General features: G+C 64.7%; 18 protein-coding genes. 2 read left to right on the top strand and 16 right to left on the bottom strand.

Features of this window, described 5'->3' with window-relative positions; all coding sequences use genetic code 11:
- From thpR to ACTHN9_RS09440, 4 genes are all read right to left on the bottom strand, one after another.
- Positions 1-627: an RNA 2',3'-cyclic phosphodiesterase gene (thpR, locus tag ACTHN9_RS09455; RefSeq protein WP_440536496.1), complete on the bottom strand. Its 627-nt coding sequence runs from the start codon at positions 625-627 to the stop codon at positions 1-3.
- A 12-nt stretch (positions 628-639) separates the two neighbouring features.
- Positions 640-2,106, bottom strand: a complete 1,467-nt coding sequence (locus ACTHN9_RS09450; protein ID WP_440536495.1) for a glutamate synthase subunit beta — start codon at positions 2,104-2,106, stop codon at positions 640-642.
- A 162-nt stretch (positions 2,107-2,268) separates the two neighbouring features.
- Positions 2,269-6,969 carry a glutamate synthase-related protein gene (locus ACTHN9_RS09445; protein ID WP_440536494.1) on the bottom strand — a complete coding sequence of 1,567 codons (4,701 nt, stop codon included), beginning with the start codon at positions 6,967-6,969 and terminating at the stop codon, positions 2,269-2,271.
- Between the two features lie 377 nt (positions 6,970-7,346).
- Positions 7,347-8,072 carry a transposase gene (locus ACTHN9_RS09440; protein ID WP_440536493.1) on the bottom strand — a complete coding sequence of 242 codons (726 nt, stop codon included), beginning with the start codon at positions 8,070-8,072 and terminating at the stop codon, positions 7,347-7,349.
- Between the two features lie 187 nt (positions 8,073-8,259).
- Here ACTHN9_RS09440 and ACTHN9_RS09435 point away from each other — a divergent pair, with 187 nt between their 5' ends.
- Both ACTHN9_RS09435 and ACTHN9_RS09430 read left to right on the top strand, forming a co-directional pair.
- A complete protein-coding gene (locus tag ACTHN9_RS09435) occupies positions 8,260-8,982 on the top strand; it encodes an OmpW/AlkL family protein (RefSeq protein ID WP_440536492.1) in 723 nt (240 codons plus the stop codon).
- 265 nt (positions 8,983-9,247) lie between these two features.
- A complete protein-coding gene (locus ACTHN9_RS09430) occupies positions 9,248-9,625 on the top strand; it encodes a DUF883 family protein (RefSeq protein ID WP_440536491.1) in 378 nt (125 codons plus the stop codon).
- 113 nt (positions 9,626-9,738) lie between these two features.
- On the opposite strand, the gene ugpQ is transcribed toward ACTHN9_RS09430, so the two are convergent.
- The 12 genes from ugpQ to ACTHN9_RS09370 form a co-directional block, all read right to left on the bottom strand.
- Complete coding sequence (ugpQ, locus tag ACTHN9_RS09425) at positions 9,739-10,521, bottom strand: glycerophosphodiester phosphodiesterase (protein ID WP_440536490.1); 783 nt, start codon at positions 10,519-10,521, stop codon at positions 9,739-9,741.
- 67 nt (positions 10,522-10,588) lie between these two features.
- Complete coding sequence (locus ACTHN9_RS09420; protein WP_440536489.1) at positions 10,589-11,674, bottom strand: sn-glycerol-3-phosphate import ATP-binding protein UgpC; 1,086 nt, start codon at positions 11,672-11,674, stop codon at positions 10,589-10,591.
- Positions 11,675-11,694: 20 nt separating this feature from the next.
- Positions 11,695-12,540, bottom strand: coding sequence for a sn-glycerol-3-phosphate ABC transporter permease UgpE (gene ugpE / locus ACTHN9_RS09415; protein ID WP_440536488.1), 846 nt, complete (start codon positions 12,538-12,540; stop codon positions 11,695-11,697).
- Positions 12,537-13,421, bottom strand: coding sequence for a sn-glycerol-3-phosphate ABC transporter permease UgpA (gene ugpA / locus ACTHN9_RS09410; protein WP_440536487.1), 885 nt, complete (start codon positions 13,419-13,421; stop codon positions 12,537-12,539). Before ugpA ends, ugpE begins: the two co-directional genes overlap by 4 nt.
- A gap of 39 nt (positions 13,422-13,460) precedes the next feature.
- Positions 13,461-14,792 carry a sn-glycerol-3-phosphate ABC transporter substrate-binding protein UgpB gene (ugpB, locus tag ACTHN9_RS09405; RefSeq protein ID WP_440536486.1) on the bottom strand — a complete coding sequence of 444 codons (1,332 nt, stop codon included), beginning with the start codon at positions 14,790-14,792 and terminating at the stop codon, positions 13,461-13,463.
- Positions 14,793-14,888: 96 nt separating this feature from the next.
- Positions 14,889-16,106 (bottom strand): deoxyguanosinetriphosphate triphosphohydrolase, encoded by a 1,218-nt coding sequence (locus ACTHN9_RS09400; RefSeq protein ID WP_440536485.1) that lies wholly within the window; start codon positions 16,104-16,106, stop codon positions 14,889-14,891.
- Between the two features lie 48 nt (positions 16,107-16,154).
- Entirely contained in the window at positions 16,155-17,231 is a 1,077-nt protein-coding gene (gene aroB, locus ACTHN9_RS09395; protein WP_440536484.1) for a 3-dehydroquinate synthase, read from the bottom strand.
- Positions 17,228-17,734, bottom strand: coding sequence for a shikimate kinase (locus ACTHN9_RS09390; protein ID WP_440536504.1), 507 nt, complete (start codon positions 17,732-17,734; stop codon positions 17,228-17,230). Before ACTHN9_RS09390 ends, aroB begins: the two co-directional genes overlap by 4 nt.
- 151 nt (positions 17,735-17,885) lie before the next feature.
- The gene (locus ACTHN9_RS09385; protein ID WP_440536483.1) at positions 17,886-19,556 is read right to left on the bottom strand and encodes a type IV pilus secretin PilQ; all 1,671 of its coding nucleotides are present in this window, start codon (positions 19,554-19,556) and stop codon (positions 17,886-17,888) included.
- Complete coding sequence (locus ACTHN9_RS09380; protein ID WP_440536482.1) at positions 19,553-20,506, bottom strand: hypothetical protein; 954 nt, start codon at positions 20,504-20,506, stop codon at positions 19,553-19,555. Before ACTHN9_RS09380 ends, ACTHN9_RS09385 begins: the two co-directional genes overlap by 4 nt.
- Positions 20,503-21,189, bottom strand: coding sequence for a hypothetical protein (locus tag ACTHN9_RS09375; RefSeq protein ID WP_440536481.1), 687 nt, complete (start codon positions 21,187-21,189; stop codon positions 20,503-20,505). The genes ACTHN9_RS09380 and ACTHN9_RS09375 overlap by 4 nt, the downstream gene beginning before the upstream one ends.
- Positions 21,186-21,989: a hypothetical protein gene (locus ACTHN9_RS09370; protein WP_440536480.1), complete on the bottom strand. Its 804-nt coding sequence runs from the start codon at positions 21,987-21,989 to the stop codon at positions 21,186-21,188. The genes ACTHN9_RS09375 and ACTHN9_RS09370 overlap by 4 nt, the downstream gene beginning before the upstream one ends.
- Positions 21,990-22,051 lie beyond the last annotated feature (62 nt).

The raw sequence follows: 22,051 nt of genomic DNA, 5'->3' as shown, positions 1-22,051 counted from the left end.
TCAAGCCGCCGGCACCACCACCGACGCCAGCGCCCGGTAGCGCGCACCATGGCGTGCGAGCGTGCTCGAATACAACGTCAACGTATCGAAACGGGGAATGACCTCGAGCGTCGCCGCAGCGAGCGGCACTGCGCCGTGCGACGCCACGCGTCCGAGCCCGACGCTCGCTTCGCGCGTGGGCCGCGCCGAACGTGGCGAACGCGCAAAGCGCGCCAGCGTAATGTGAGGACGAAAGGGACGATGGTCGTCGACGGGCAGACCGAGCGAGCCGACGAGTGCGCGCACGCGCGCCTCGAGTTCGGCCAGCCCGTTGTCGGCGGCAAACGGCACGACGACGAGCCTGGGATGCGCAGCGCTCGGCCAATACTCGCTAGGCTCGGCACGCTGCGGTGCCAAGGGCCCTACCACCGATCCGAGCCGCTGCGCCAGCATCGCGCCCGTGCGAGGCTCGACGCTTCCAAGAAACGCCACCGTCATATGCAACTGATCGACGGCCACGCGCCGCGCGGCCGGGCCGACGGGCAATGCCGCCAGCGCATCGCGCGTGGCGGGGCCCGGCACCAGTGCGATGAAGCAGCGATGCCAACAACGATCCGAATCGTCTCCGATGGCCTCGCGCTCCGTCATACCGTCATACGATCAGCGGGGCAACTCCGAGCTGCCCATGAGGTACGCATCGACGGCGCGTGCGCATTGGCGGCCTTCGCGAATCGCCCACACCACCAGCGATTGCCCACGCCGCATGTCGCCCGCCGCGAACACCTTGTCGACAGACGTGTAGTAAGCACGCTCGCCCTCGGTCGACGCCCGCACGTTCCCGCGCGCATCCTTGTCGACGCGCAAGGCGTCGAGCACCGGCGCGGCCGGTTGCGTGAAGCCCATCGCGAGCAGAACGAGATCGGCCTTCATCTCGAACTCCGAGCCCGGCACTTCCTGCATCTTGCCGTCCTTCCATTCCACGCGCGCGGCGATGAGCTTTTCGACCTTGCCGTTCTTGCCTTCGAAGCGCTTGGTCGCGATCGACCAATCGCGGCTGCACCCTTCCTCATGCGACGAAGAGGTGCGCAGCTTGATCGGCCAGTACGGCCAGACGAGCGGCTTGTTTTCCGCTTCGGGCGGCTGCGGCAGCAGCTCGAATTGCGTCACGCTCTTCGCGCCATGCCGATTCGACGTGCCCACGCAGTCCGAGCCCGTATCGCCGCCGCCGATCACGATCACATGCTTGCCCTTCGCGAGCAGCTGATCGGCGAGCTTATCGCCAGCATTGACCTTGTTTTGCTGCGGCAAGAACTCCATCGCGTAATGGACGCCGGCGAGCTCGCGCCCCGGCACCGGCAAATCGCGCGGCGTCTCGGCGCCGCCCGCGATCACGACGGCATCGAACTGCTCCTTGAGCGCCGCGGGCGCGATCGTTTCCTTGGCCGTGTTGCCGATGTGCGCGGCGAGCGGCTCCTGGCCGATGAACACGTTCGTGCGGAACGTGACGCCTTCGGCCTCCATCTGGCGCATGCGCCGATCGATGAGCCACTTCTCGAGCTTGAAATCGGGGATGCCGTAGCGCAGCAGCCCGCCGATCCGATCGTTCTTCTCGAACACCGTCACTTCATGGCCAGCGCGCGCGAGTTGTTGCGCGGCCGCCAAACCGGCGGGGCCCGAACCGACGACGGCTACCTTCTTGCCCGTCTTCTTCTTGGGCGGCTGCGGCACGACCCAGCCTTGGCTCCAGGCCTTGTCGATGATCGCGTGTTCGATCGACTTGATGCCGACGGGATCGGCGTTGATGCCGAGCGTGCACGCCGCCTCGCACGGTGCCGGACAGATACGGCCCGTGAATTCGGGGAAGTTGTTCGTCGAATGGAGCACGTCGATCGCGCGCTGCCAATCTTGGTGATAAACGAGATCGTTGAAATCCGGAATGATGTTGTTGACGGGACAGCCGTTGTTGCAAAACGGAATGCCGCAATCCATGCAACGCGCGCCTTGCACCTTCGCGTCGTCGTCGGTGAGCGCCTGCACGAATTCCTTGTAGTGCTTCACGCGCGCGAGCGGGGCTTCATACGCCTCATGGCGGCGCTCAAATTCGAGAAAACCGGTTGCCTTGCCCATAGGGTGCTCTTCTTTCCAAAATCGTCGGTATCGGGGTGGGCCGGCGAAGGCTGCGCGCCGCTCGATTCGATTCAATCGGGCGCGCGACCTTCGCGGGCCGCTTGGGATTCTTGTCGAGGCGCCGCCCTATCCGGCACCGCGCCTCGTTCAAGCGTCGGTCGCTTACGCGGCCAGCGCCTCCTTGGCCGCCTTCTTCGCGGCCAATTCGCCGAGCGCGCGCTTGTACTCCGTCGGGAAGACCTTGACGAACTGCCGGCGCGACGCATCCCAGTTCTCGAGCAGCGCCTTGGCGCGCGGCGAACCGGTGAACTGGAAGTGCCGCTCCACGAGGCCCTTGAGCAGCGCTTCGTCGGTCACCCCGGCATGCCAGAGCCCGCGATCCACGGTGCGCTCTTGCTCGGCCTGTTGCAGCACCGGCTCGAGCGCGACCATGGCCTTGTTGCACTTGCTCGCGAACGTACCGTCCACGTCGTAGACGAACGCCACGCCGCCCGACATCCCCGCCGCGAAGTTGCGGCCGGTTTCGCCCAGCACGACCACCGTGCCGCCCGTCATGTACTCGCAGCCGTGATCGCCCGTGCCCTCGACCACCGCGCTCGCCCCCGAGTTACGCACGCAGAAACGTTCGCCGGCCACGCCGCGCAGATACGCTTCGCCTTCGAGCGCCCCGTACATCACCGTATTGCCGCAGATGATGTTCTCTTCCGACTTCCCGCGGAAATCGTTCGTCGGACGGATGATGATGCGGCCGCCCGAGAGCCCCTTGCCGACATAATCGTTGCCGTCGCCAACCAGGTCGAGCGTCACGCCGCGCGCGAGGAACGCGCCGAAGCTCTGGCCCGCCGTGCCCTTCAACTGAATGTGGATCGAATCGTCGGGCAGCCCATCGTGACCGTGCTTCTTCGCAATCACGCCCGACAGCATCGCGCCGACGCTGCGATTCACGTTGCGCACGGGCTGGATGAACGAGACATGCTCGCCGTGCTCGATCGCGGCGCGCGCCTTCTCGATCAGCGTGTGATCGAGCGCGCGAGCAAGACCGTGATCCTGCTCTTCGACATGCTTGCGCGCGACGTCGCTCGCCACCTTCGGCTGATAGAACACGTTCGCGAAGTCGAGCCCCTTCGCCTTCCAGTGCTCGATGCCCTTCTTCATGTCGAGCAGGTCCGAGCGGCCGATGAGGTCGTCGAACTTGCGGATGCCGAGCTGCGCCATGATCTCGCGCACTTCCTCGGCAACGAAGAAGAAGTAATTGACGACGTGCTCGGGCTGGCCTTGGAACTTGGCGCGCAGCACCGGATCTTGCGTCGCGACGCCGACAGGGCAGGTATTCAGATGGCACTTGCGCATCATGATGCAGCCTTCGACGACGAGCGGCGCCGTCGCGAAGCCGAATTCGTCCGCGCCCAGCAGCGCGCCGATCACCACGTCGCGGCCCGTCTTCATCTGGCCGTCGGCCTGCACGCGGATACGGCCGCGCAGACGGTTCAGCACCAAGGTTTGCTGGGTTTCGGCCAAGCCGAGTTCCCAAGGCGTACCCGCGTGCTTGACCGAGGAGAGCGGCGAGGCCCCCGTGCCGCCGTCGTGGCCGGCGATCACGACGTGATCGGCCTTCGCCTTGGCTACGCCCGCGGCCACCGTGCCCACGCCCACTTCGGAGACGAGCTTCACCGAAATGCTCGACACCGGATTGACGTTCTTCAGATCGTGAATGAGCTGCGCCAAATCCTCGATCGAATAGATGTCGTGGTGCGGCGGCGGGGAAATCAGGCCGACGCCGGGCACCGAGTAGCGCAGCTTGCCGATGTACTCCGACACCTTGTGGCCCGGCAGTTGACCGCCCTCGCCGGGCTTCGCGCCCTGCGCCATCTTGATCTGGATCTGATCGGCCGACGCCAGATACTCGGCCGTCACGCCGAAACGGCCCGACGCGACTTGCTTGATCTTCGAGCGCAGCGAATCGCCGTCTTTCAACGCAATGTCCCGCACGATTTCGTTGCCGATGACCGAGGCAAGCGTATCGCCGTTCTTGATCGGAATCCCGCGCAGCTCGTTGCGATAACGGTTTTCGTCTTCGCCGCCCTCGCCCGTGTTCGATTTGCCGCCGATGCGGTTCATCGCGATGGCGAGCGTGGCATGCGCCTCGGTGCTGATCGAACCGAGCGACATCGCGCCCGTGGCGAAGCGCTTGACGATATCTTTCGCCGATTCGACTTCGTCGACGGGAATCGCCTTGGTCGGCTCGACCTTGAACTCGAATAGGCCGCGGAACGTCATGTGACGGCGCGTCTGATCGTTGATCAGATGCGCGTATTCCTTGTAGGTCTGATACGAGTTGCTGCGCGTCGAGTGTTGCAGCTTCGCGATCGCGTCGGGCGTCCACATATGGTCTTCGCCGCGCACGCGATAAGCGTACTCGCCGCCCGCGTCGAGCATGTTCGCCAGCACCGGGTTGTCGCCGAAGGCTTCCTTATGCAGGCGAATCGCTTCCTCGGCCACTTCAAAGAGGCCAATGCCGCCCACCTTCGACGCCGTGCCCTTGAAATACTTCTCCACCAGATCGCCGGCCAGGCCGACCGCTTCGAAGATTTGGGCGCCCGTATACGACATGTACGTGGAGATGCCCATCTTCGACATGACCTTCTGCAGGCCCTTGCCGACCGCCTTCGTGAAGTTGTAGACCGCCTTCTCCGGCGAGAGATCGCCCTTGAGCCCGACGGCCAGTTGCGCCAGCGTCTCCATCGCCAGATACGGGTGAACCGCTTCCGCGCCGTAACCGGCCAGCAGCGCGAAGTGATGGACCTCGCGCGCCGAGCCCGTTTCGACCACAAGGCCCGTGCTCGTGCGCAGCCCGTGCGAGACGAGGTGCGTGTGGATCGCGGCCGTCGCGAGCAGCGCCGGGACGGCGACGTTATCGCGATCGGTGCGGCGATCGGAGACGATCAGCATGTTGTAGCCGGACTTGACCGCATCGACGGCTTCCGCGCACAGCGACGCGAGCCGCGCCTCGATCCCTTCCTTACCCCATGCCACCGGATAACAGATGTTCAGTTCGTAGGAGCTGAACTTGCCCCCCGTGTACTGATCGATCGCGCGGATCTTGGCGATGTCCTTGAAATCGAGCACCGGCTGCGACACTTCGAGCCGCATCGGCGGGTTGATGTTGTTGGTGTCGAGCAAGTTCGGCTTCGGGCCGACGAACGACACGAGCGACATCACCATATTTTCCCGGATCGGATCGATCGGCGGGTTCGTGACTTGCGCAAACAGCTGCTTGAAGTAGTGATAGAGCGTCTTGTTCTTGTTCGACATCACGGCGAGCGGCGAATCGTTGCCCATCGAGCCGATCGCTTCCTCGCCTTGCTGCGCCATCGGCGCCATCAAGAACTTCAGGTCTTCCTGCGTATAGCCGAACGCCTGCTGGCGGTCGAGCAGCGCCGCGGCCTCGCGGCGCTCGGTGGCGACGTCCTCGGCCTTCGGCTCGATCTCGTCGAGCTTGATACGCACGGCGTCGATCCAGCTCTTGTAGGGCTTCGCGTTAGCCAGATTGTCCTTCAGTTCCTTGTCGTCGATGATGCGGCCGTGTTCCATATCGATGAGGAACATCTTGCCCGGCTGCAGGCGCCACTTCTTCACGATCTTCGATTCGGGGATCGGCAGCACGCCCGATTCCGAGGCCATGATGACGAGATCGTCTTCCGTAATGATGTAGCGCGCGGGACGCAGCCCGTTGCGGTCGAGCGTTGCGCCGATTTGACGGCCGTCGGTGAAGGCGATTGCAGCGGGACCGTCCCACGGCTCCATCATCGCGGCGTGGTATTCGTAAAACGCGCGGCGGTTCTCGTCCATCAACGTGTGCTGCTCCCATGCTTCGGGAATCATCATCATCATCGCGTGGACGAGCGGGTAGCCGGCCATGACGAGCAGTTCGAGACAGTTATCGAACGATGCCGTATCGGACTGGCCCGGGTAGATCAGCGGCCATAGCTTGGGCAGATCGTCGCCCAGCACGGCGCTCGCGATCGCGCCGGTACGCGCGTTGAGCCAGTTGACGTTGCCCTTCACCGTGTTGATCTCCCCGTTGTGGGCGATCATCCGGTACGGGTGCGCGAGTTCCCACGCGGGGAACGTGTTCGTCGAGAAACGCTGGTGCACGAGCGCGAGCGCCGACACCACCCGTTCGTCTTGCAGGTCGCGATAGTAGACACCCACTTGCCCCGCGAGCAAAAGACCCTTGTAGACGACGGTGCGCGCGGACATCGACGGCACGAAGTATTCCTTGCCGTGCTTGAGCTTGAGCGCCTGAATGCGATGGCTCGCCGTCTTGCGGATGACGTACAGCTTCCGTTCGAGCGCATCGGTGACCATGATGTCGCGCCCGCGGCCGATGAAGATCTGGCGGATGACCGGCTCGGTCGCCTTCACGGCCGGCGAGATCGGCATTGCGTGGTCGACCGGGACGTCGCGCCAGCCAAGCACCACTTGCCCTTCCGCCTTCACGGTGCGTTCGAGTTCCTGCTCGCAAGCGAGGCGCGACGCGTGCTCCTTCGGCAAAAAGATCATGCCGACGCCATATTCCCCGGCCGGCGGCAGCGTCACGCCTTGGCGCGCCATCTCCTCGCGGTAGAACGCATCGGGAATCTGAATCAGGATGCCCGCGCCGTCCCCCATCAGCGGATCGGCGCCCACGGCGCCCCGATGGTCCAGGTTCTCCAGAATCTTCAGGCCCTGGGCAATGATGTCGTGACTCTTGTGGCCCTTGATATGAGCGACAAAACCGACGCCGCAGGCGTCGTGCTCGTTGCTTGGGTCGTACAGACCTTGGGCGGCGGGTACCGATTGGATCGGTTGATGGTCGTTCATGGGGACACCGTGTATCAGAGGCCGTAACGGCCGTTCGCATGAGGGTTCGCGCATCGATTCGCTGCCAGCGTGCGCTGGTGGCGCGAAACATCGCACTTGTCGCGGATGACCGGGGGTGGGGAGGCGCCGCGCCAGCGGGGCGCACTTATGGCGCGGGCACCCGCTGGAAATCGGAATATACGCGACGAATCAATAAAATAGCAAACAAAACCGCATGATCGGACCCCATTAAAATCGATGCATCGAATTGGTGCTGTTTTATTGGGGCCGTATCGAAATAGGGCAAACAAAAACGGCACACCTCGGTGCCGTTGCGTGCGCCGTATTCCTACGCGCCGGACGAGTCTCCCCGCCCGGCCGATTGCCTGCCGGCCGCTTTACTGATGGTGCGGCGGCTGAGGCGTTTGCGGCACTTCCCGCACTTTCTTGGGCCGGCCGCGCGGCAGCGGCGACACGCGGCGGTTCGCCGCCCGCGCCGCCCACTCCCGGAACGAATCGCCGCCGAGCACCCAGCCTTTCAGGGTGGCCTGCTGCAGTTCGTTGGCTTCGCGCTCGTCGAGCGGCTGCTCGCACAAATCCTTGTACGCGCGCTGGCGCTCGAACGGCGTATTGCCGAGCGACCAATACAGCGGGTGATCGGTGACGAGGCTGTCGACGGTCAGCCCGATGTGATGCCGATAGCTCGACCATCGGTAGTCTTCCGCCGCGCTGACGAGCTGCGCGCGCACGGGACACAACTCGATGACCCGGCTGGCGAGCAGAAAGTAGCGCTCGCCCTCGATGACCGTCGCGCGGTAGCGCCCCTCCCAGAGCGTGCCGCGCCGGGCATACCGGCGGTTGAAGTGCGCGACGTAGCGCCGGCCCACGGCCTGCATGGCCTTGGGCAAACTGGTTTCGTCACTGGGGGTGACGAGCAGTTGCACCGCGCCCGGCATGAGGACATAAGCGTGAACGTCGAGATGATGATCGCGCGAGGCGGCTTTCAAGCAATCGACGAAAAGCTCGTAATCCTGCTCGTCGACAAAGGCGGGCTGCTGATCGAGTCCGCGCAGGATGACGTGCTGCGGCTGTTTCGGGACGTAAAGACGTGCGAGCCGTGCCATGCTGGATTCCGTTTAGTACGTTGGTGATTACCCCAAGGGACGATGCGGCGTTCGCAGCGTTTGCGAAGACGCGCGCGGCTTCGAGCGACCATGCGCGCAGCTTAGGGAGAATGCTCTAGCATGCGCGCTTGGTTTGTTTCAAACCTTCTACTCATAATAGGCGGGCCTTTCATGGAGGAGCACATAGATGAAATTAAAACAGGCCATTACAGCGGCCGTGGCGGCGCTTGCTTGCGCACAAGTGGCGCATGCCCAATCGGCCGGGACCTTTTACGTGACGTCGGGGTGGTTCCACTTCGCACCTCAGAGCGGTAGCGACAACCTCGAACTGCTCAGCTTCGCTGGCCAATCGGTCAATCAGTACCAACCGAACACCGGCGCGCGTATCGACAATTCCGACACGTTCGGCCTGAGCCTCGGCTACTTCGTCACCGACCACATCTCCACCGAATTTGAACTCGGCATCCCGCCGAAGTTCGATATCAACGGTGCAGACGGATACGGACAATACGGCAAGCTCGGTAGCGCGAAGCTGTGGAGCCCAGCCCTGTTGGTCAAGTGGAACTTCATGAAACCCACGGACAAGTTCCGTCCTTACGTCGGCCTCGGCGTGACGCGCGTGTGGTTCACGAACGCCCAGATCACGAACACCGCTTTCGAAAACAACGTCTTGCACGGTCCGACCTCCGTTTCGACGGATCGTTCCTGGGCGCCGGTGTTCAATGCGGGTTTCAACTACGCGTTCAACAAACATTGGTTCGCAGGCCTATCGATTTCCTACATTCCGGTGAGCGTCACGGCCAACCTGACGACGACGAACATCGGCCCGTTCGGCTTGACAGCCCAGACTCAAGCAAAGATCAGGCTCAACCCGATCGTCACATTCGCGAAGGTCGGCTACGCCTTCTAAAGCCTAGGTCGAAATTCGCCGCATGCCTATCCGCCGCCGCCCCGATGCGGCGGCGTTGTAATTTCGACCGTCGAGAAAAACGCGTCGATCACCTTTCTACGCGTCTTTCGTCCCACATTTTCGTTTCCCGCCCGTGTCGGTTGGACACTCGCCGTGCGCTGCTCGGCGAGAAGACGCGCGGGCATCGAAGTTGCGGCGCGTGGGTTTTCCCCGCATCGGATTCGCGGGTTCGTTCATCCCGTTATTCATCTCTGACGGAGCGACCATGACCGCACTACCGAATACGCGAGACGCGCTAGAAACATCTTGGACGAATGCCGGCCGGCACGCGCGCCGAATCGCACGACATAGCCGCCACGCCGCCGAGGGTATCGGCGGCGAAATGCGCGAGCTGCTTTCGGAACTGGAGCAAACGCTGGCGGACGGCACCCAGGCCGACGCCGCCGTCTTGCGCGAGCAAATGAGAAAACGGCTCGACGCCGCGCGAGCGCGGCTGGACGGTGCCCGCGAGACGCTGCGCGACCGGGCCAGCGCAACGCTCAGCGACGCCCAAGGCTACATTCGCGAAAATCCCTGGGAAACCATGGCGGTTGTCGGCGGTATTGCTCTTCTAACGGGTTGGCTACTCGCGCGCAATCGCTAAGACGGCGGTAATACGGCGGGTAGCATGGCGCGTTGGCGGATTGGCCGGCCCGATCTCGCCGGCCATACGGCACAGCGCCTAGCCGCTCGCCGTCCGCTGCTCCGTTCGCGTCGCTACGAAAGAAAGTCCGCACCGATGAGGTCGATCCGGTCCGTGCAGACGGCATCGACGCCCCATTGGGCGAGTGTGCGCGCACGCTGCGGGTCGTTCACCGTGTAGGCGAGGATGAACAGCCCGGCCGCCTTGATCTCTTGCACGAGCCGAGCGTCGAGCGCTCGATGATCCGCATGGAGCGACACGCAAGCGAGTGCGTCCGTGCGCTTGCGCCAGTCGGACGGCACCGAGCCGAAGAGCAGCCCGCGCGGCAAGCCCGGCTGGGCGTCGCGCGCGCTCGCCAGCGCCTCGAATGAAAACGACGAGAGCAATGGCGGGACGTCGGCGCCCTGCCACAAGCGCGCCGCCTCTTGCGCGACGCGCTGCCCCGTTTCCGCCTCCCGGCCCGGGCACGGCTTGATCTCGATATTGGCGGCAAGCCCATGCGCCTCGCAGCGCTCGCGCACGTCGGCCAAAGTCGGCATCCGCTCGCCTGCGAAGCGCGGGCCGAACCAGCTTCCCGCGTCGAGTGCCGCAAGCTCGACGTAAGGCTTGCGCGCTGCCGCGCCGCGTCCGTTCGACGTCCGATCGACCGTGTCGTCGTGCAGCAAGAACACGACGCCATCGGCCGAGAGCTTCGCGTCGAACTCGATCATTTGGAGGCCTCGCCCGGCGCCGATATCGATTGCGGCCAGTGTGTTTTCCGGCGCCAAGGCGCCGCCGCCGCGATGCGCGACGATCCGCGGGTAAGGCCAGCGTGGCCGCGGGGACGTCGATGCAGCGCGATTCGTGCTTGTGGTCATAGGTTTCGTTTCCCGATTGTCGCAGCGGCCGCGGGCCCGGATCGGCGGCGAGTCGCGAACCCGGCGTTCAAAACGCACGTTTGCCCGTGGCGGGATCGAAGAAATGCAGATGCTCGCGCGGCAATGCAACCTGAACGAGTTCGCCGCTGCGCGGGCGCTCCCCATGCGCCACGCGTACCGTGACGTCATGCGCGCCCCAGCGCCCGTGGATCAGATTATCCGCGCCGAGCAGTTCGCACGTTTGCACGGCGAGCGGCGCCCGCGCGCAATCGGCCCGCGGCGTCATGTGCTCCGGGCGGATTCCGAGGATCCACTCGCGCCCGCCCGCGATCTCGCGGCCCACGCCGGCCGCGCCGGCGACGGAAAGTGCCGGCCCGCCGCCGGCCACGTCGAAGCGCGCGCCGTCCGGGCTCAGTGTGCCCGAGAACAGGTTCATTGCGGGCGAACCAATGAAGCTCGCGACGAACACCGTGGCCGGCCGTTCGTACACTTCCGTGGGCGCGCCGATCTGCTCGGCATGCCCGCGGTTCATGACAATCACGCGTTGCGCGAGCGTCATCGCCTCGATCTGGTCATGCGTCACATACAGACTGGTCGTCGCCAGCCGCGCATGCAGCCGCTGAATTTCGAGACGCATTTGCACGCGCAGCTTCGCGTCGAGATTCGAGAGCGGCTCGTCGAACAGGAATACCGACGGTTCCCGGACGATCGCCCGCCCCATCGCGACGCGTTGACGCTGCCCGCCCGATAGCTCGCGCGGCCGGCGCGTCAGCAGCGGCTCGAGTTCGAGAATCTTTGCAGCCTGTGCCACCCGCGACTCGATCGTCGCGCGTGCGATGCCCCGGATTTTGAGTCCGTACGACATGTTTTCCTTCACGCTCATATGCGGGTAGAGCGCGTAGTTTTGAAAGACCATCGCGATATCGCGGTCCTTCGGCTCGAGCCCGTTGACGACGCGCCCGCCGATCGCGATCTTCCCTTCCGACACGCTCTCGAGCCCCGCCACCATCCGCAACAGCGTCGACTTTCCGCAACCGGACGGCCCAACCAGCACGACGAACTCGCCATCGCTCACGTCGACATCGATCCCGTGCAACACGAACTGCTTGCCGTCGTACGTCTTGCGTACGCCCTTTAGAGTCAGCTCTGACATGTCCAGCGATTCCCTTTCGATTACTTTTCCGCGTCCACGAGCCCGCGCACGAACCACCGTTGCATCGCCAGCACGACGACGAGCGGCGGCAACATCGCCAAAAGCGTGGCGGCCATGACGAGGTGCCATGCGGTGGCGGTGTCGCCGCTCGCAATCATCGATTTGATGCCGACCACCGCGGTGGTCAGCGATGGCTCGCTCGTGATCAGAATCGGCCACAGATACTGATTCCAGCCGTAGATGAACGTAATGACGAACAGTGCCGCGATGTTGGTCTTGGAAAGCGGTAGGACGACATCGCGAAAGAAACGCAGCGGGCCCGCACCGTCGATGCGCGCCGCATCCATCAACTCGTCGGGCAGCGTCATGAAAAATTGCCGAAACAGGAACGTGGCCGTGGCGGAGGCAATCAACGGCAGCGTCAAGCCCGCATACGTGTTCGTGAGGTGCATCGACGACACCACTTGCACGGTCGGAAAGATCCGCACTTCCACGGGCAGCATCAGCGTGACGAAGATCAGCCAAAACGCCGTGTTGCGCAACGGGAAGCGGAAAAAGACGATGGCATAGGCCGAGACGATCGAGACCGCGATTTTGCCGATCGCGATCGCGAGCGCCATGACGAGGCTGTTGATCAGCATGCGCCCGAACGGGCTCGCCGCATCGCCACTGCCGTGCGACCAGACAGTGACCACGTTTTCGACGAGATGCGTGCTCGGGATCAGCGAGAGCGGCACGGAGAACACCTCGTGCTCGCTCATCGTCGCCGCGCAAAACGCGACATAGACGGGGAAGGCGACGAGCGCCACACCGGCGATCAGCACGGCGTGACAGAAAAGATCGAAGCCCTTGCGATTCTCGATCATGCGTATTGCACCTTGCGTTCGATGAACCGGAACTGAATGACGGTACAACCGACGACGATCGCCATCAACACGACCGACTGCGCGCCCGAACTGCCGATGTCGAGCCCTTGGAAGCCTTCGGCGAAGATCTTGTAGATGAGTGTCTTGGTGGCTTGCGCGGGGCCGCCGCCGGTTGCGGCATCGATGACCGGGAACGTATCGAAGAACGCGTAGCAGACGTTGACGACGAACAGGAAGAACGTCGTGGGCGACAGCAGCGGCAACGCAATGCCGAAAAAGCGCCGCACAGGGCCTGCGCCGTCGATGGCAGCCGCTTCGATCAGCGAGCGCGGGATGGCTTGCAAGCCCGCGTAGAAGAACAAAAAGTTGTAGCTAACCTGCTTCCAGACGGACGCGATGACGACCAGCGTCATCGCCTGCGTGCCGCTGAGCGCGTGGTTCCAGATAATGCCGTCTCGCGCGAGCGCATAGGTGACGATGCCGATACTCGGGTTGAATAGGAACGTCCAAAGCACGGCGGCGATCGCGGGCGCGACCGCATACGGCCAAATCAGCAACGTTCGGTAGACCTTCGCGCCGCGCGTCACGCGATCGGCGCACGCCGCGAGCAACAGAGACAGCACGAGACCGGAAACGGTCACGAGCGCACTGAATACGAGCGTCGTTTTGAACGAATCGAGATACAGCGGATCCTTGAACAGATGCCTAAAATTCGCGAGGCCCACGAACTCGCTCGAGGTGCCGAACGCATCTTGCGTCTGCGTCGATTGCCAGAGCGCCACGCCGGCCGGCCAAAGGAAGAACAGGCCGGTAATGACGAGTTGAGGCGCGACCAGCAGATAAGGAAGCGGGCTCGCGGCGAAACGGGAACGTTCGTGCATGGGCGATCCATCGGTCGGGGGCCTCGCGGCCGCTAGCCGTTACTGTTGCGCCGATTGCTCGAAGCGACGCAACAGCGCATCGCCGCGGTCGGCCGCGGAATCGAGCGCAGCCTTCGGCGCCTTCTTCTGCGCCCAGACCTGCTCGAGTTCTTCGTCGACGATCGTGCGAATCTGCGGCATGTTGCCCAGACGCAAACCCTTCGTGTAAGGCAGCGGCGGTTTGTTCAGCATCTGCTTGATCGCCGTGTCGGCGCCGGGATTCTTCGCATAAAAGCCCTGACTACGAGCGAGATCGTACGCGGCTGTCGTCACGGGCAGGTAGCCCGTATCCTCGTGCCACTTGGCTGCCACGGCCGGCGAAGAAAGGTAGGCGAGGAATTTGGCCACGCCCTTGTAGACGTTGGGATCCTTGCCAGCCAGCACCCACAGGCTCGCGCCGCCGATGATCGCGTTTTGCGGCGCGCCCTTTACGTTCGCGTCGTACGGCATCATGCCCGTACCGAAATCGAACTTCGCATATTTGCGAATCGTGGCCAGCGAACCCGACGAGTTCGTGAGAATGCCGCAGTCGCCGCTGTAGAACTTCGAGATCGCTTCGTCCTTGCGGCCGACGTAGGTAAACGTGCCCTCTTTCGCCATCTCCTGCAGGAACTGGATATGGGCGACCTGCTGCGGCTTGTTGAATTCGAGCTTCGCGTCGAGCCCGTCGAAGCCGTTATTCTCCGATGCGAACGGCAAGGCATGCCATGCGCTGTAGTTTTCGAGCTGAATCCACGATTGCCAGCCCGTGGTGAAGCCGCAAGACATGCCCGACGCCTTCAGCTTGCCTGCGTCGGCCCGTACTTCGTCCCAGGTCTTCGGCGGCGCGTTCGGATCGAGCCCGGCCTTCTTGAACGCTTCCTTGTTGTAGTAAAGGACCGGGGTCGAGCTGTTGAACGGCATCGCAACGAGTTCGTCCGTTTTCGCGTCGCTGTAGTAGCTCGCGATCGTCGGCACGAATGCCTTTCGGTCGAGCGGCACGCCGGCTTGCTTAAAGACGTCCGTGACGGGCACGACAGCCTTTTTCGCCGCCATCATCGTAGCGGTGCCGACTTCATAAACCTGAAGAATCGCTGGCGCATTGCCGCTGCGATAGGCCGCGATGCCGGCGGCGAGCGTTTGATCGTACGTGCCCTTGAAGACGGGGACGACCTTGTAGTCGCTCTGCGATCGGTTGAAATCGTCGACGATCACGTTCAGGCGCTCGCCGAGCGCCGCTTCCATCGCGTGCCAGAACTGGACTTCCGTCGCAGCCCATGCCGCGTGGCTTGCACCGACGAGCAACGCGCCCCCGAGCGCCAACGAGCGAACTAACGTCTTGCAACGCTTCATTATTTAGTTCTCCTAAGTTAACGCCTTGTCATGCTAGGCGCCGTACCATCCCCATTACCGAAATGGTAACGTTTTCATTGCGACTGGGCGAGGATTCTAGTTATCGTTGATGACAAATAAACGTTGGTATTCTTTCAACGCGTACCGATCGGTCATGCCGGCGATGTAGTGCGCGATGAGCCGCGGCTGCGCGGCTTCGTCTTCGGCGAGATAGGCGGGCGGCAACAGCCGCGGATCTTCGCTGAATGCCTCGAACAATCCTCTGATCACGCGCCGGGCTTTGCTCGTCATGCGCATGACGCGGTAATGCCGATAGAGGTTCTTGAACAAAAAGCGCTTCAACTCGGCCGCTTGCGCGGCGACCGTGGCGCTATGGGCAACCAGAGGGGGCGCCGAGCGCACCGCCTCGAGCGATCCGGGTGCATGCGCGGCAAGATTTCTCCCGGTCGTGTCGATCAGATCGACGATCAATGTGTTGATCATCCGGCGCACCGTCTCGTGGATCACCCGGCGGCCGTCGAGTTGGGCGTACTCGCGCTTCGCTTGCTCGTAGTGCGTCTGCCACAACTCGACTTGCGCCAGTTGCTCGATCGTGAGGAACCCCGAGCGCAAGCCGTCGTCGACATCGTGGTTGTTATAGGCGATTTCGTCGGCGATATTCGCGATCTGCGCTTCGAGCGATGGGCGCTTGCCGGACAAGAAACGTTCGCCGAGATCGCCGAGCTTGAGCGCGTTCTCGCGCGAGCAGTGCTTCAAAATGCCTTCGCGCGTTTCGAAACACAGATTGAGCCCGTTGAAGGCGCCGTAGTGCTCTTCGAGTTCGTCCACGACGGCAAGGCTTTGCAGATTGTGTTCGAAGCCGCCGTGATCGCGCATGCATTCGTTCAGCGCATCTTGCCCGGCATGGCCGAACGGCGTGTGCCCCAGATCGTGGGCGAGCGAAATCGCTTCGACGAGATCTTCGTTGACGCGCAGATTGCGCGCCACCGACCGCGCAATCTGCGCCACCTCCAAGCTATGGGTGAGGCGCGTGCGAAAAAGATCGCCTTCGTGATTGACGAAAACCTGCGTCTTGTATTCGAGGCGCCGAAACGCCGTGGAGTGAACGATGCGATCGCGGTCGCGCTGAAATTCGGTACGCGCCGAGGGTGGTGCTTCGGGAAACCGCCGGCCGCGCGATTGGGTAGAGTGCGCGGCGTACGGCGCGAGGTGCGCCTCCAGCATGTCGACCGTCGGCGGGCCGACGTGTGCGGCGCTCCGTTCGACGGCCGCCTGCGCGGCCCGCGCTGGCGATCGGTCAGCCCCTTCGCTCATCGTTTCCCTCCCGCATGGCCGCCGCACCGCGTGCCGGCGGCGGTTGACTCAAAGGCACGCGGCCAGTGTGGCACGCAATGCCGGCTCCGGCACATCGGTGATCAGCGTCTCTCCGAGTGCTTTGAGCAAGATGAACTTGATCGTCCCCGCCTCGGTTTTCTTGTCGACTTGCATGAGTTCGATATAGCGGGCGTCGCCCAGCGCCGGCGAGCGCGTCGGCAATTTCGCCGCCCCGATCAGCGCGACGAGCCGCCGACGGACCGCTTCGTCCAGATAGCCGAGCCGCACCGATAGATCGGCCGCCATGACCATGCCGCATCCGACGGCTTCGCCATGCAGCCATTGACCGTAGCCGAGCCCCGCTTCGATCGCATGTCCGAACGTATGACCGAAGTTGAGAATGGCACGCAGGCCGCCCTCGCGTTCGTCGGCCGCCACGACCGAGGCCTTCACTTCGCACGAGCGCTTCACGGCATGCACGAGGGCGGCCGGATCGCGCCGGTTCAGCGCCTCGATGTTTTGCTCCAGCCACTCGAAGAATTCGGCATCGGCGATCGCGGCCGTCTTGATGATTTCGGCGAGACCCGCCGCGAGTTCGCGCTCGGGCAGCGTCCGCAGCGTGCCGATATCGGCGATCACCGCCTGAGGCTGGTAGAAGGCGCCGATCATGTTCTTGCCGAGCGGATGATTGATGCCCGTCTTGCCCCCCACGGAGGAGTCGACCTGCGACAGCAGCGTCGTGGGCACCTGGATGAACGGCACGCCGCGCATATAACAAGCGGCGGCGAATCCGGTCATGTCGCCGACGACGCCCCCGCCGAGCGCGACGAGCGTGGTCTTGCGATCGGCGCGCGCACCCAGCAGCGCATCGAAGATACGATTGAGCGTTTCCCAGTTCTTGAATGCTTCGCCGTCGGGCAGCACGACGGTCGACACCTGCTTGCCGAGCGGCGCGAGCGCGGCGCGCATCGCGTCCCCATAGAGCGGTTCGACCGTTTCGTTCGTGACGATCGTGACCGAGGTGCCCGCGATGTGCGGCGCGAACAAATCGGTGCGTCCGATCAGGTCGGCGCCGATACGGATCGGATAGGAGCGTTCGCCGAGATCGACGTTGACGGTAATCATGACTGTGTCTGTTTGGTAATGCCGGCGAGTTCGAGTTGCATGAGCACCATGTTCACGAGCCCATTGACCGATGGCCGCCCGGTTTCGACGATGAAATGCGCGCATTCGCGATAAAGCGGATCGCGCTCGTTGTACAGCGCCTCGAGCTTGGCCTTCGGATCTTCGGTTTGCAGCAGCGGACGATTCTTGTCCTTTCGCGTGCGCAGCCAAAGATCGTGCGGATTGGCTCGAAGATAAATCACCAGACCGCGATCGCGCAGCACCGCGCGATTTTCCGGACGCAATACCGCGCCACCGCCCGTCGCAAGCACGATCGCGTCGCGCATGCCAAGTTCGGCGATGACCTGCGCCTCGCGCTCGCGAAACCCGGCTTCGCCTTCGAGTTCGAAGATGACGGGGATGCGGGCGCCCGTGCGCGCCTCGATTTCGTGGTCGCTATCGAAGAATGGGCGACCGAGCCGGCGCGCCACGGCGCGGCCCACGGTGGTCTTACCCGCCCCCATGAGCCCCACGAAAAAAATGTTGGTGTTGGCGCCCCGCTCTTGCAAGGTATCCTCTGTTCAATCGGCTATGGTTCGTGGCGCAGCTTACTGGCAAAGGCGCCGCCTTGTCGAGTACGGCGGCCGGCGTGCCAGGCCCCGCCCAGCACGCCAGTCAATCGATCGGAACGATTCTAGGCGTGATGAAAACGACGAGTTCGCTGCGCTCTTGGCGTACCGCCCGGTGGCGAAAAAGCGCCCCGAGCAGCGGTATTTTGCCCAACAGCGGCACCCGCGTCACATCGTCACGATCCTGGCTTTCGTAAATGCCGCCGATCGACACCGTCCCCCCGTCCTCCACCTCCACTCTCGTGCGCACGTGTTTCGTATCGATCGCCGGCCCACCGGCCGTCTGCTTGCCGACGCTGTCTTTCGCAATATCGAGATCGAGAATGACGCGCCCGCGCGGCGTGATGCGCGGCTCGACCTCGAGCTTCAGACTTGCACGGCGAAACTGCACGCCCGAAACGCCGTTGCGGACCTTGGCTTGGTAAGGCAGTTCGGTGCCTTGTTCCACCAGCGCCTTGGCCCGATCCGCCGTCACGACGCGCGGACTCGATACGATCTGCCCGCGCCCTTGCGCCTCCAGCGCGGAAAGCTCGGCCGTCACGAGGCGCGTCGCGCCCGCCGCGAACAGCGTCAGCCCTGCCGTGGCGGCCTCGAAGCCCGCGAGCGCCTGGGCCGAGAGATCGTGGATCCGGCCTTGCGCTCCGCTCGTGAGTCCTCTCGCCGCCGTGCCGGCGTCGGGGGCGTCCCCGCCGGCCGAGCGCATCGACAATCGCGCCCCCAGTTCGCGCGAAAAACCGCGCTCCCCCTCGACGATACGCGCCTCGATCAGCACCTGGCGATTCGGCTTGTCGATCGTCTCGACGAGTTCGGCGACTTGTTCGAGACGCGCCTTCAGGTCCGTCACGAACAGCAGATTCGTGCGCGCGTCCGCCACGGCCGCGCCACGCTTGGATAGGACCCGCTGCGTGCCCGGCGCCGTCAGCAGCCGCGCAAGCTCGTCGGAGCGTGCATAGCTGAGTGCGAAGGTTCGGCTGACCAACGGCTCGAGATCCGCCGCGCGCGCATGCATTTCGAACCGTTGCCGCTCTCGCGCCGAGAGTTCCGCCTGCGGCGCGACCCAAATGACGTTGCCCCGCCTCGACATCGCTAGGCCTTGCGCATCGAGCAGCGTGTCGAACGCCGTGCGCCAAGGCACGTCGGTCAGACTCAGGGAAACGCGCCCTCGTACGCGTTCGCTCGCGACGACGTTCAAGCCCGTGAAGCGCGAGAAGGCGTCGAGGACGTCTGCCAGATCCGCATTCTTGAAGCGCAGCGTAAGCGGCTTATTGTCCGCCGATTCGTCAGCCCAGAATGCCTCGCGATCTGCGCTCATGCGCTGAAGCGGCGCAAGCGGCACGGGCGGCCCCTCCAGCGTCGCCGCCGAACCGGGCGCGCTGTCCGCTAGCGAGCCGCGCTCGTCGCCGGATTCGGCAGATGTGGCCGCTGCGCGCTCCGCCATCGTTCTAGTTGCACCGGGCTCGTCGCTTTCATCGCTTTCGTGGACCCAATCGTGCGATTCATGCGACTCGTCCGGCGCCCAAGCGGGGTCCAGCGGCGGCTCGCCCACGCTTGGCCAGGGCGAGGGCGCACCGTGCGGCGAACGATCGGCCTGCATCGTGGGCGGTAGCGGCGGCAGCGGGACGATCTCCGCCATGGCTTGAGCCGACGCGAGGATCGCGCAGGCGAGCGCGAGCCCGCCGAACGCGCCGAAAGTAGTGCGTTTCGTGCCCCCTTTCATCGCTCGCCCTCCGCCAGCACGACCCTGCGCGTGGTTCCAGCATTCGCGAGCGTCACGCCGTCTGCATCGATAGCAACGAGCCGGTCGCGCCCCAGCGCTTGCCCAGGCACGGCGGCGACCGCTTGCAGCCCGCTTGCCGGTTCGAACAGCGCGAGTGCGCGCCGGCCGTCTCGCACGACGCCGACCAGCCTGCCCGCCGATGCGTCCGCGTCCGCGCCGCGCGTGCTCGCAGAGAAAGGGTCCGCCAAAGGCCGCCTCGCTTGCGCGACGGCAGCCGCGGCCGCGATGGGCTCGACATCGTTCGCCGATGCCGCCAGCGCGATCGGCCGATCGAAGAGATCGAGTGTCGCACCGAGCGTCAGCCCCCCTTTTTCCGACTCGATTTCGAGGACTTCGGGCACGACGAGCATCGGCAGTGTCGACAGCCCCCCTAAGAACGCATAAAGCCCCGCGAAATCGGCCTGACCGTCGACACGCAGAACGTGGTGCGCGGTGCCGCGCTTGCGGCCGCGCGCAGCTGTCGCCGCCGACGCCGGCACGAGCGCATGCAACGTCACGCCCGTACGCGCTGCGAGGTCGGCGACGGCACGTAAGTCATCGCTCGCCGAACGAACGGCCACATGCGATGGGGCCGGCGGCGCAGGCATGGACTGCCTCAATTGCGGCAACTGAGCCAGCTTCGCGCGACTTTCGCGCAATCGCTGCTCCAGCGCCTCGACGGCAGCCGCCTGCGTCGCGCGGCTAGCTGCATCGAGCACCCGCCAGACGTAGGTCACAAGCGCAAACGCGCCCGATGCCACGGCCGTGCAAACCATGAGACGCTGTCTTGCCGTCCACTTTTGGGGAGAACGCGGGGTGCGCCGGGCGCGGTCCAATTGCAGGGCGACCGGCCGGCGCAACAGCGCGCGACGCAGCCGACGCACTATTCGACGAAGCCGTACGTCGCTCATCGCATCCTCCGGCCGTCGGCCGCGTGAGGCTCGACGCCTGCGCGCGTCGACACCGATTCCGTTGGCGAAAGACGCGACGGCACCCTAACATTCGCCTCGACCACTCGTGCCCCTTCCGTTTGCCCGCGCGTTGGGCCGGCGACGAGCCGCAGATCGACGATGGCCGCGCGCTCCCATCCCGGTACGCGAGCCAGACGCGTTACCCAAGCCGCGCAGGCGGCGCTGTCGGGCGCGTGGATCTGCATCTCGTATCCTGCGCGGCTTTGCCGTAGACGCCGCACCGTCACGCCCGCGTGCGCCTGCTGGCTCAACGTCTCGAGCAGCAAATGCGACTCGAGCGCCGGCCGCTCTCGTGCCGCGGCGGCGGCGCTCGCCTGCGCGGCTTGCCCCGCTCGGACGAGCCGTGCGTACTCCGCCATCGGCGCCGCTAGGCCCGTCAACTGCCGCTCCAGCCCTTCGCGGCGTGCGCTCAGGCCGGCGTCGGCCGGACTGAGCAAGGCGTAGCCCAGCGCCATGACCGCTCCTGCGACGATCGCTGCCACGCATTCGATCGACTGGCGTAGGCGCCACGCGCGCATAAGGCCAATCTGCTGCGACCACGAATCGCGATTCGATGCCACACCGACCGCGCCCGCCGCACCGTCGTATTGCCCACCCATCTCGATAGCGGCAAACGTGCTCATTCGGACACCCCGCGCAGGGCCAAGCCGAACGCCACCGCAAACGCCGCGGCCCGTTTCCACCCGATGTGCTTACCGGCGCCGAGGCCCGGCCCGGCGAACGATGCGCAGTCGAATGGGGCAACGGTACAGCCAAGGCGTTCCCCCATGTCGGCCAACCCCAGCCCGACACGCTCGAGCAGGCGGAAATCGCCGCCGACGAGCGCGCACTCGAGCCCGTCCTGTCCAGCCAAGGTCCGGAGCGCCGAATCCAAATCGGCATCGTCGCCTCCGGGAAAGCGGATACTCGCGCGCACGTTGCCCTCGGCGATGCGCCATCCATGCACGCCGTCGTAGCCCGCCCAGAGCGCCGCGTATCGCGCATTGGAGCGCACCACGCGCTCGGCCGCATGGGCGAGCGCGCGCAACGCGGCGGGCGGTTCATCGTCGAGCGCGGCAAGCGCGATACCGGCCGCGGCGGCCACCTCGACGCGCGCCTTCAGTTGGACGCTGCACTCGGCCGTTGCGCTCGCCGCCCCGCCCCCCGGGATCGCCATCGCGCAAGGCATGCTGCGCATCGCACGCCGACGCGGCCAACGCGCGCAGAGCGACGACAGAGCCGCCGCAACGGCCGCTTTATCGACGAGGTGCGCATGGCGGACCACCCCCGCCGCCAGGGGCGCGGCCGCCATCCATTCGACGCCGACCGGCCGCCACGCCCGACGCGCGCGACTGGCGATGACGAGCCGCACTTCGTGCTCGGCGATATCGATGCCGGCGGCATAGCGGCGGGTGGGCGACGGCAGTGTGCATCTCATCGGCATGACCTCTCCTCGTCACAGCCGGGCCGTCGAGGTGAGCGGCCGCAACGGCTGAATGCGAGCCA

The sequence above is a fragment of the Trinickia sp. genome (assembly GCF_051953405.1).
Taxonomy (GTDB): domain Bacteria; phylum Pseudomonadota; class Gammaproteobacteria; order Burkholderiales; family Burkholderiaceae; genus Trinickia.
Note: the sequence above shows the minus strand (reverse complement) of the source record. Positions and strands in the feature narration are given on the sequence as shown.

Excerpts from the sequence above, each read along its gene's own strand:
- ugpE (WP_440536488.1), bottom strand. The coding sequence starts at position 12,540 with ATGATCGAGAATCGCAAGGGCTTCGATCTTTTCTGTCACGCCGTGCTG.
- ACTHN9_RS09400 (WP_440536485.1), bottom strand. The coding sequence starts at position 16,106 with ATGAGCGAAGGGGCTGACCGATCGCCAGCGCGGGCCGCGCAGGCGGCC.
- ACTHN9_RS09390 (WP_440536504.1), bottom strand. The coding sequence starts at position 17,734 with ATGGGGGCGGGTAAGACCACCGTGGGCCGCGCCGTGGCGCGCCGGCTC.
- ugpA (WP_440536487.1), bottom strand. The coding sequence starts at position 13,421 with ATGCACGAACGTTCCCGTTTCGCCGCGAGCCCGCTTCCTTATCTGCTG.
- ACTHN9_RS09440 (WP_440536493.1), bottom strand. The coding sequence starts at position 8,072 with ATGGCACGGCTCGCACGTCTTTACGTCCCGAAACAGCCGCAGCACGTC.
- ACTHN9_RS09435 (WP_440536492.1), top strand. The coding sequence starts at position 8,260 with ATGAAATTAAAACAGGCCATTACAGCGGCCGTGGCGGCGCTTGCTTGC.
- ACTHN9_RS09420 (WP_440536489.1), bottom strand. The coding sequence starts at position 11,674 with ATGTCAGAGCTGACTCTAAAGGGCGTACGCAAGACGTACGACGGCAAG.
- ugpQ (WP_440536490.1), bottom strand. The coding sequence starts at position 10,521 with ATGACCACAAGCACGAATCGCGCTGCATCGACGTCCCCGCGGCCACGC.
- ACTHN9_RS09380 (WP_440536482.1), bottom strand. The coding sequence starts at position 20,506 with ATGAGCGACGTACGGCTTCGTCGAATAGTGCGTCGGCTGCGTCGCGCG.
- aroB (WP_440536484.1), bottom strand. The coding sequence starts at position 17,231 with ATGATTACCGTCAACGTCGATCTCGGCGAACGCTCCTATCCGATCCGT.
- ACTHN9_RS09450 (WP_440536495.1), bottom strand. The coding sequence starts at position 2,106 with ATGGGCAAGGCAACCGGTTTTCTCGAATTTGAGCGCCGCCATGAGGCG.
- ACTHN9_RS09445 (WP_440536494.1), bottom strand. The coding sequence starts at position 6,969 with ATGAACGACCATCAACCGATCCAATCGGTACCCGCCGCCCAAGGTCTG.
- thpR (WP_440536496.1), bottom strand. The coding sequence starts at position 627 with ATGACGGAGCGCGAGGCCATCGGAGACGATTCGGATCGTTGTTGGCAT.
- ACTHN9_RS09430 (WP_440536491.1), top strand. The coding sequence starts at position 9,248 with ATGACCGCACTACCGAATACGCGAGACGCGCTAGAAACATCTTGGACG.
- ugpB (WP_440536486.1), bottom strand. The coding sequence starts at position 14,792 with ATGAAGCGTTGCAAGACGTTAGTTCGCTCGTTGGCGCTCGGGGGCGCG.
- ACTHN9_RS09385 (WP_440536483.1), bottom strand. The coding sequence starts at position 19,556 with ATGAAAGGGGGCACGAAACGCACTACTTTCGGCGCGTTCGGCGGGCTC.
- ACTHN9_RS09375 (WP_440536481.1), bottom strand. The coding sequence starts at position 21,189 with ATGAGCACGTTTGCCGCTATCGAGATGGGTGGGCAATACGACGGTGCG.
- ACTHN9_RS09370 (WP_440536480.1), bottom strand. The coding sequence starts at position 21,989 with ATGCCGATGAGATGCACACTGCCGTCGCCCACCCGCCGCTATGCCGCC.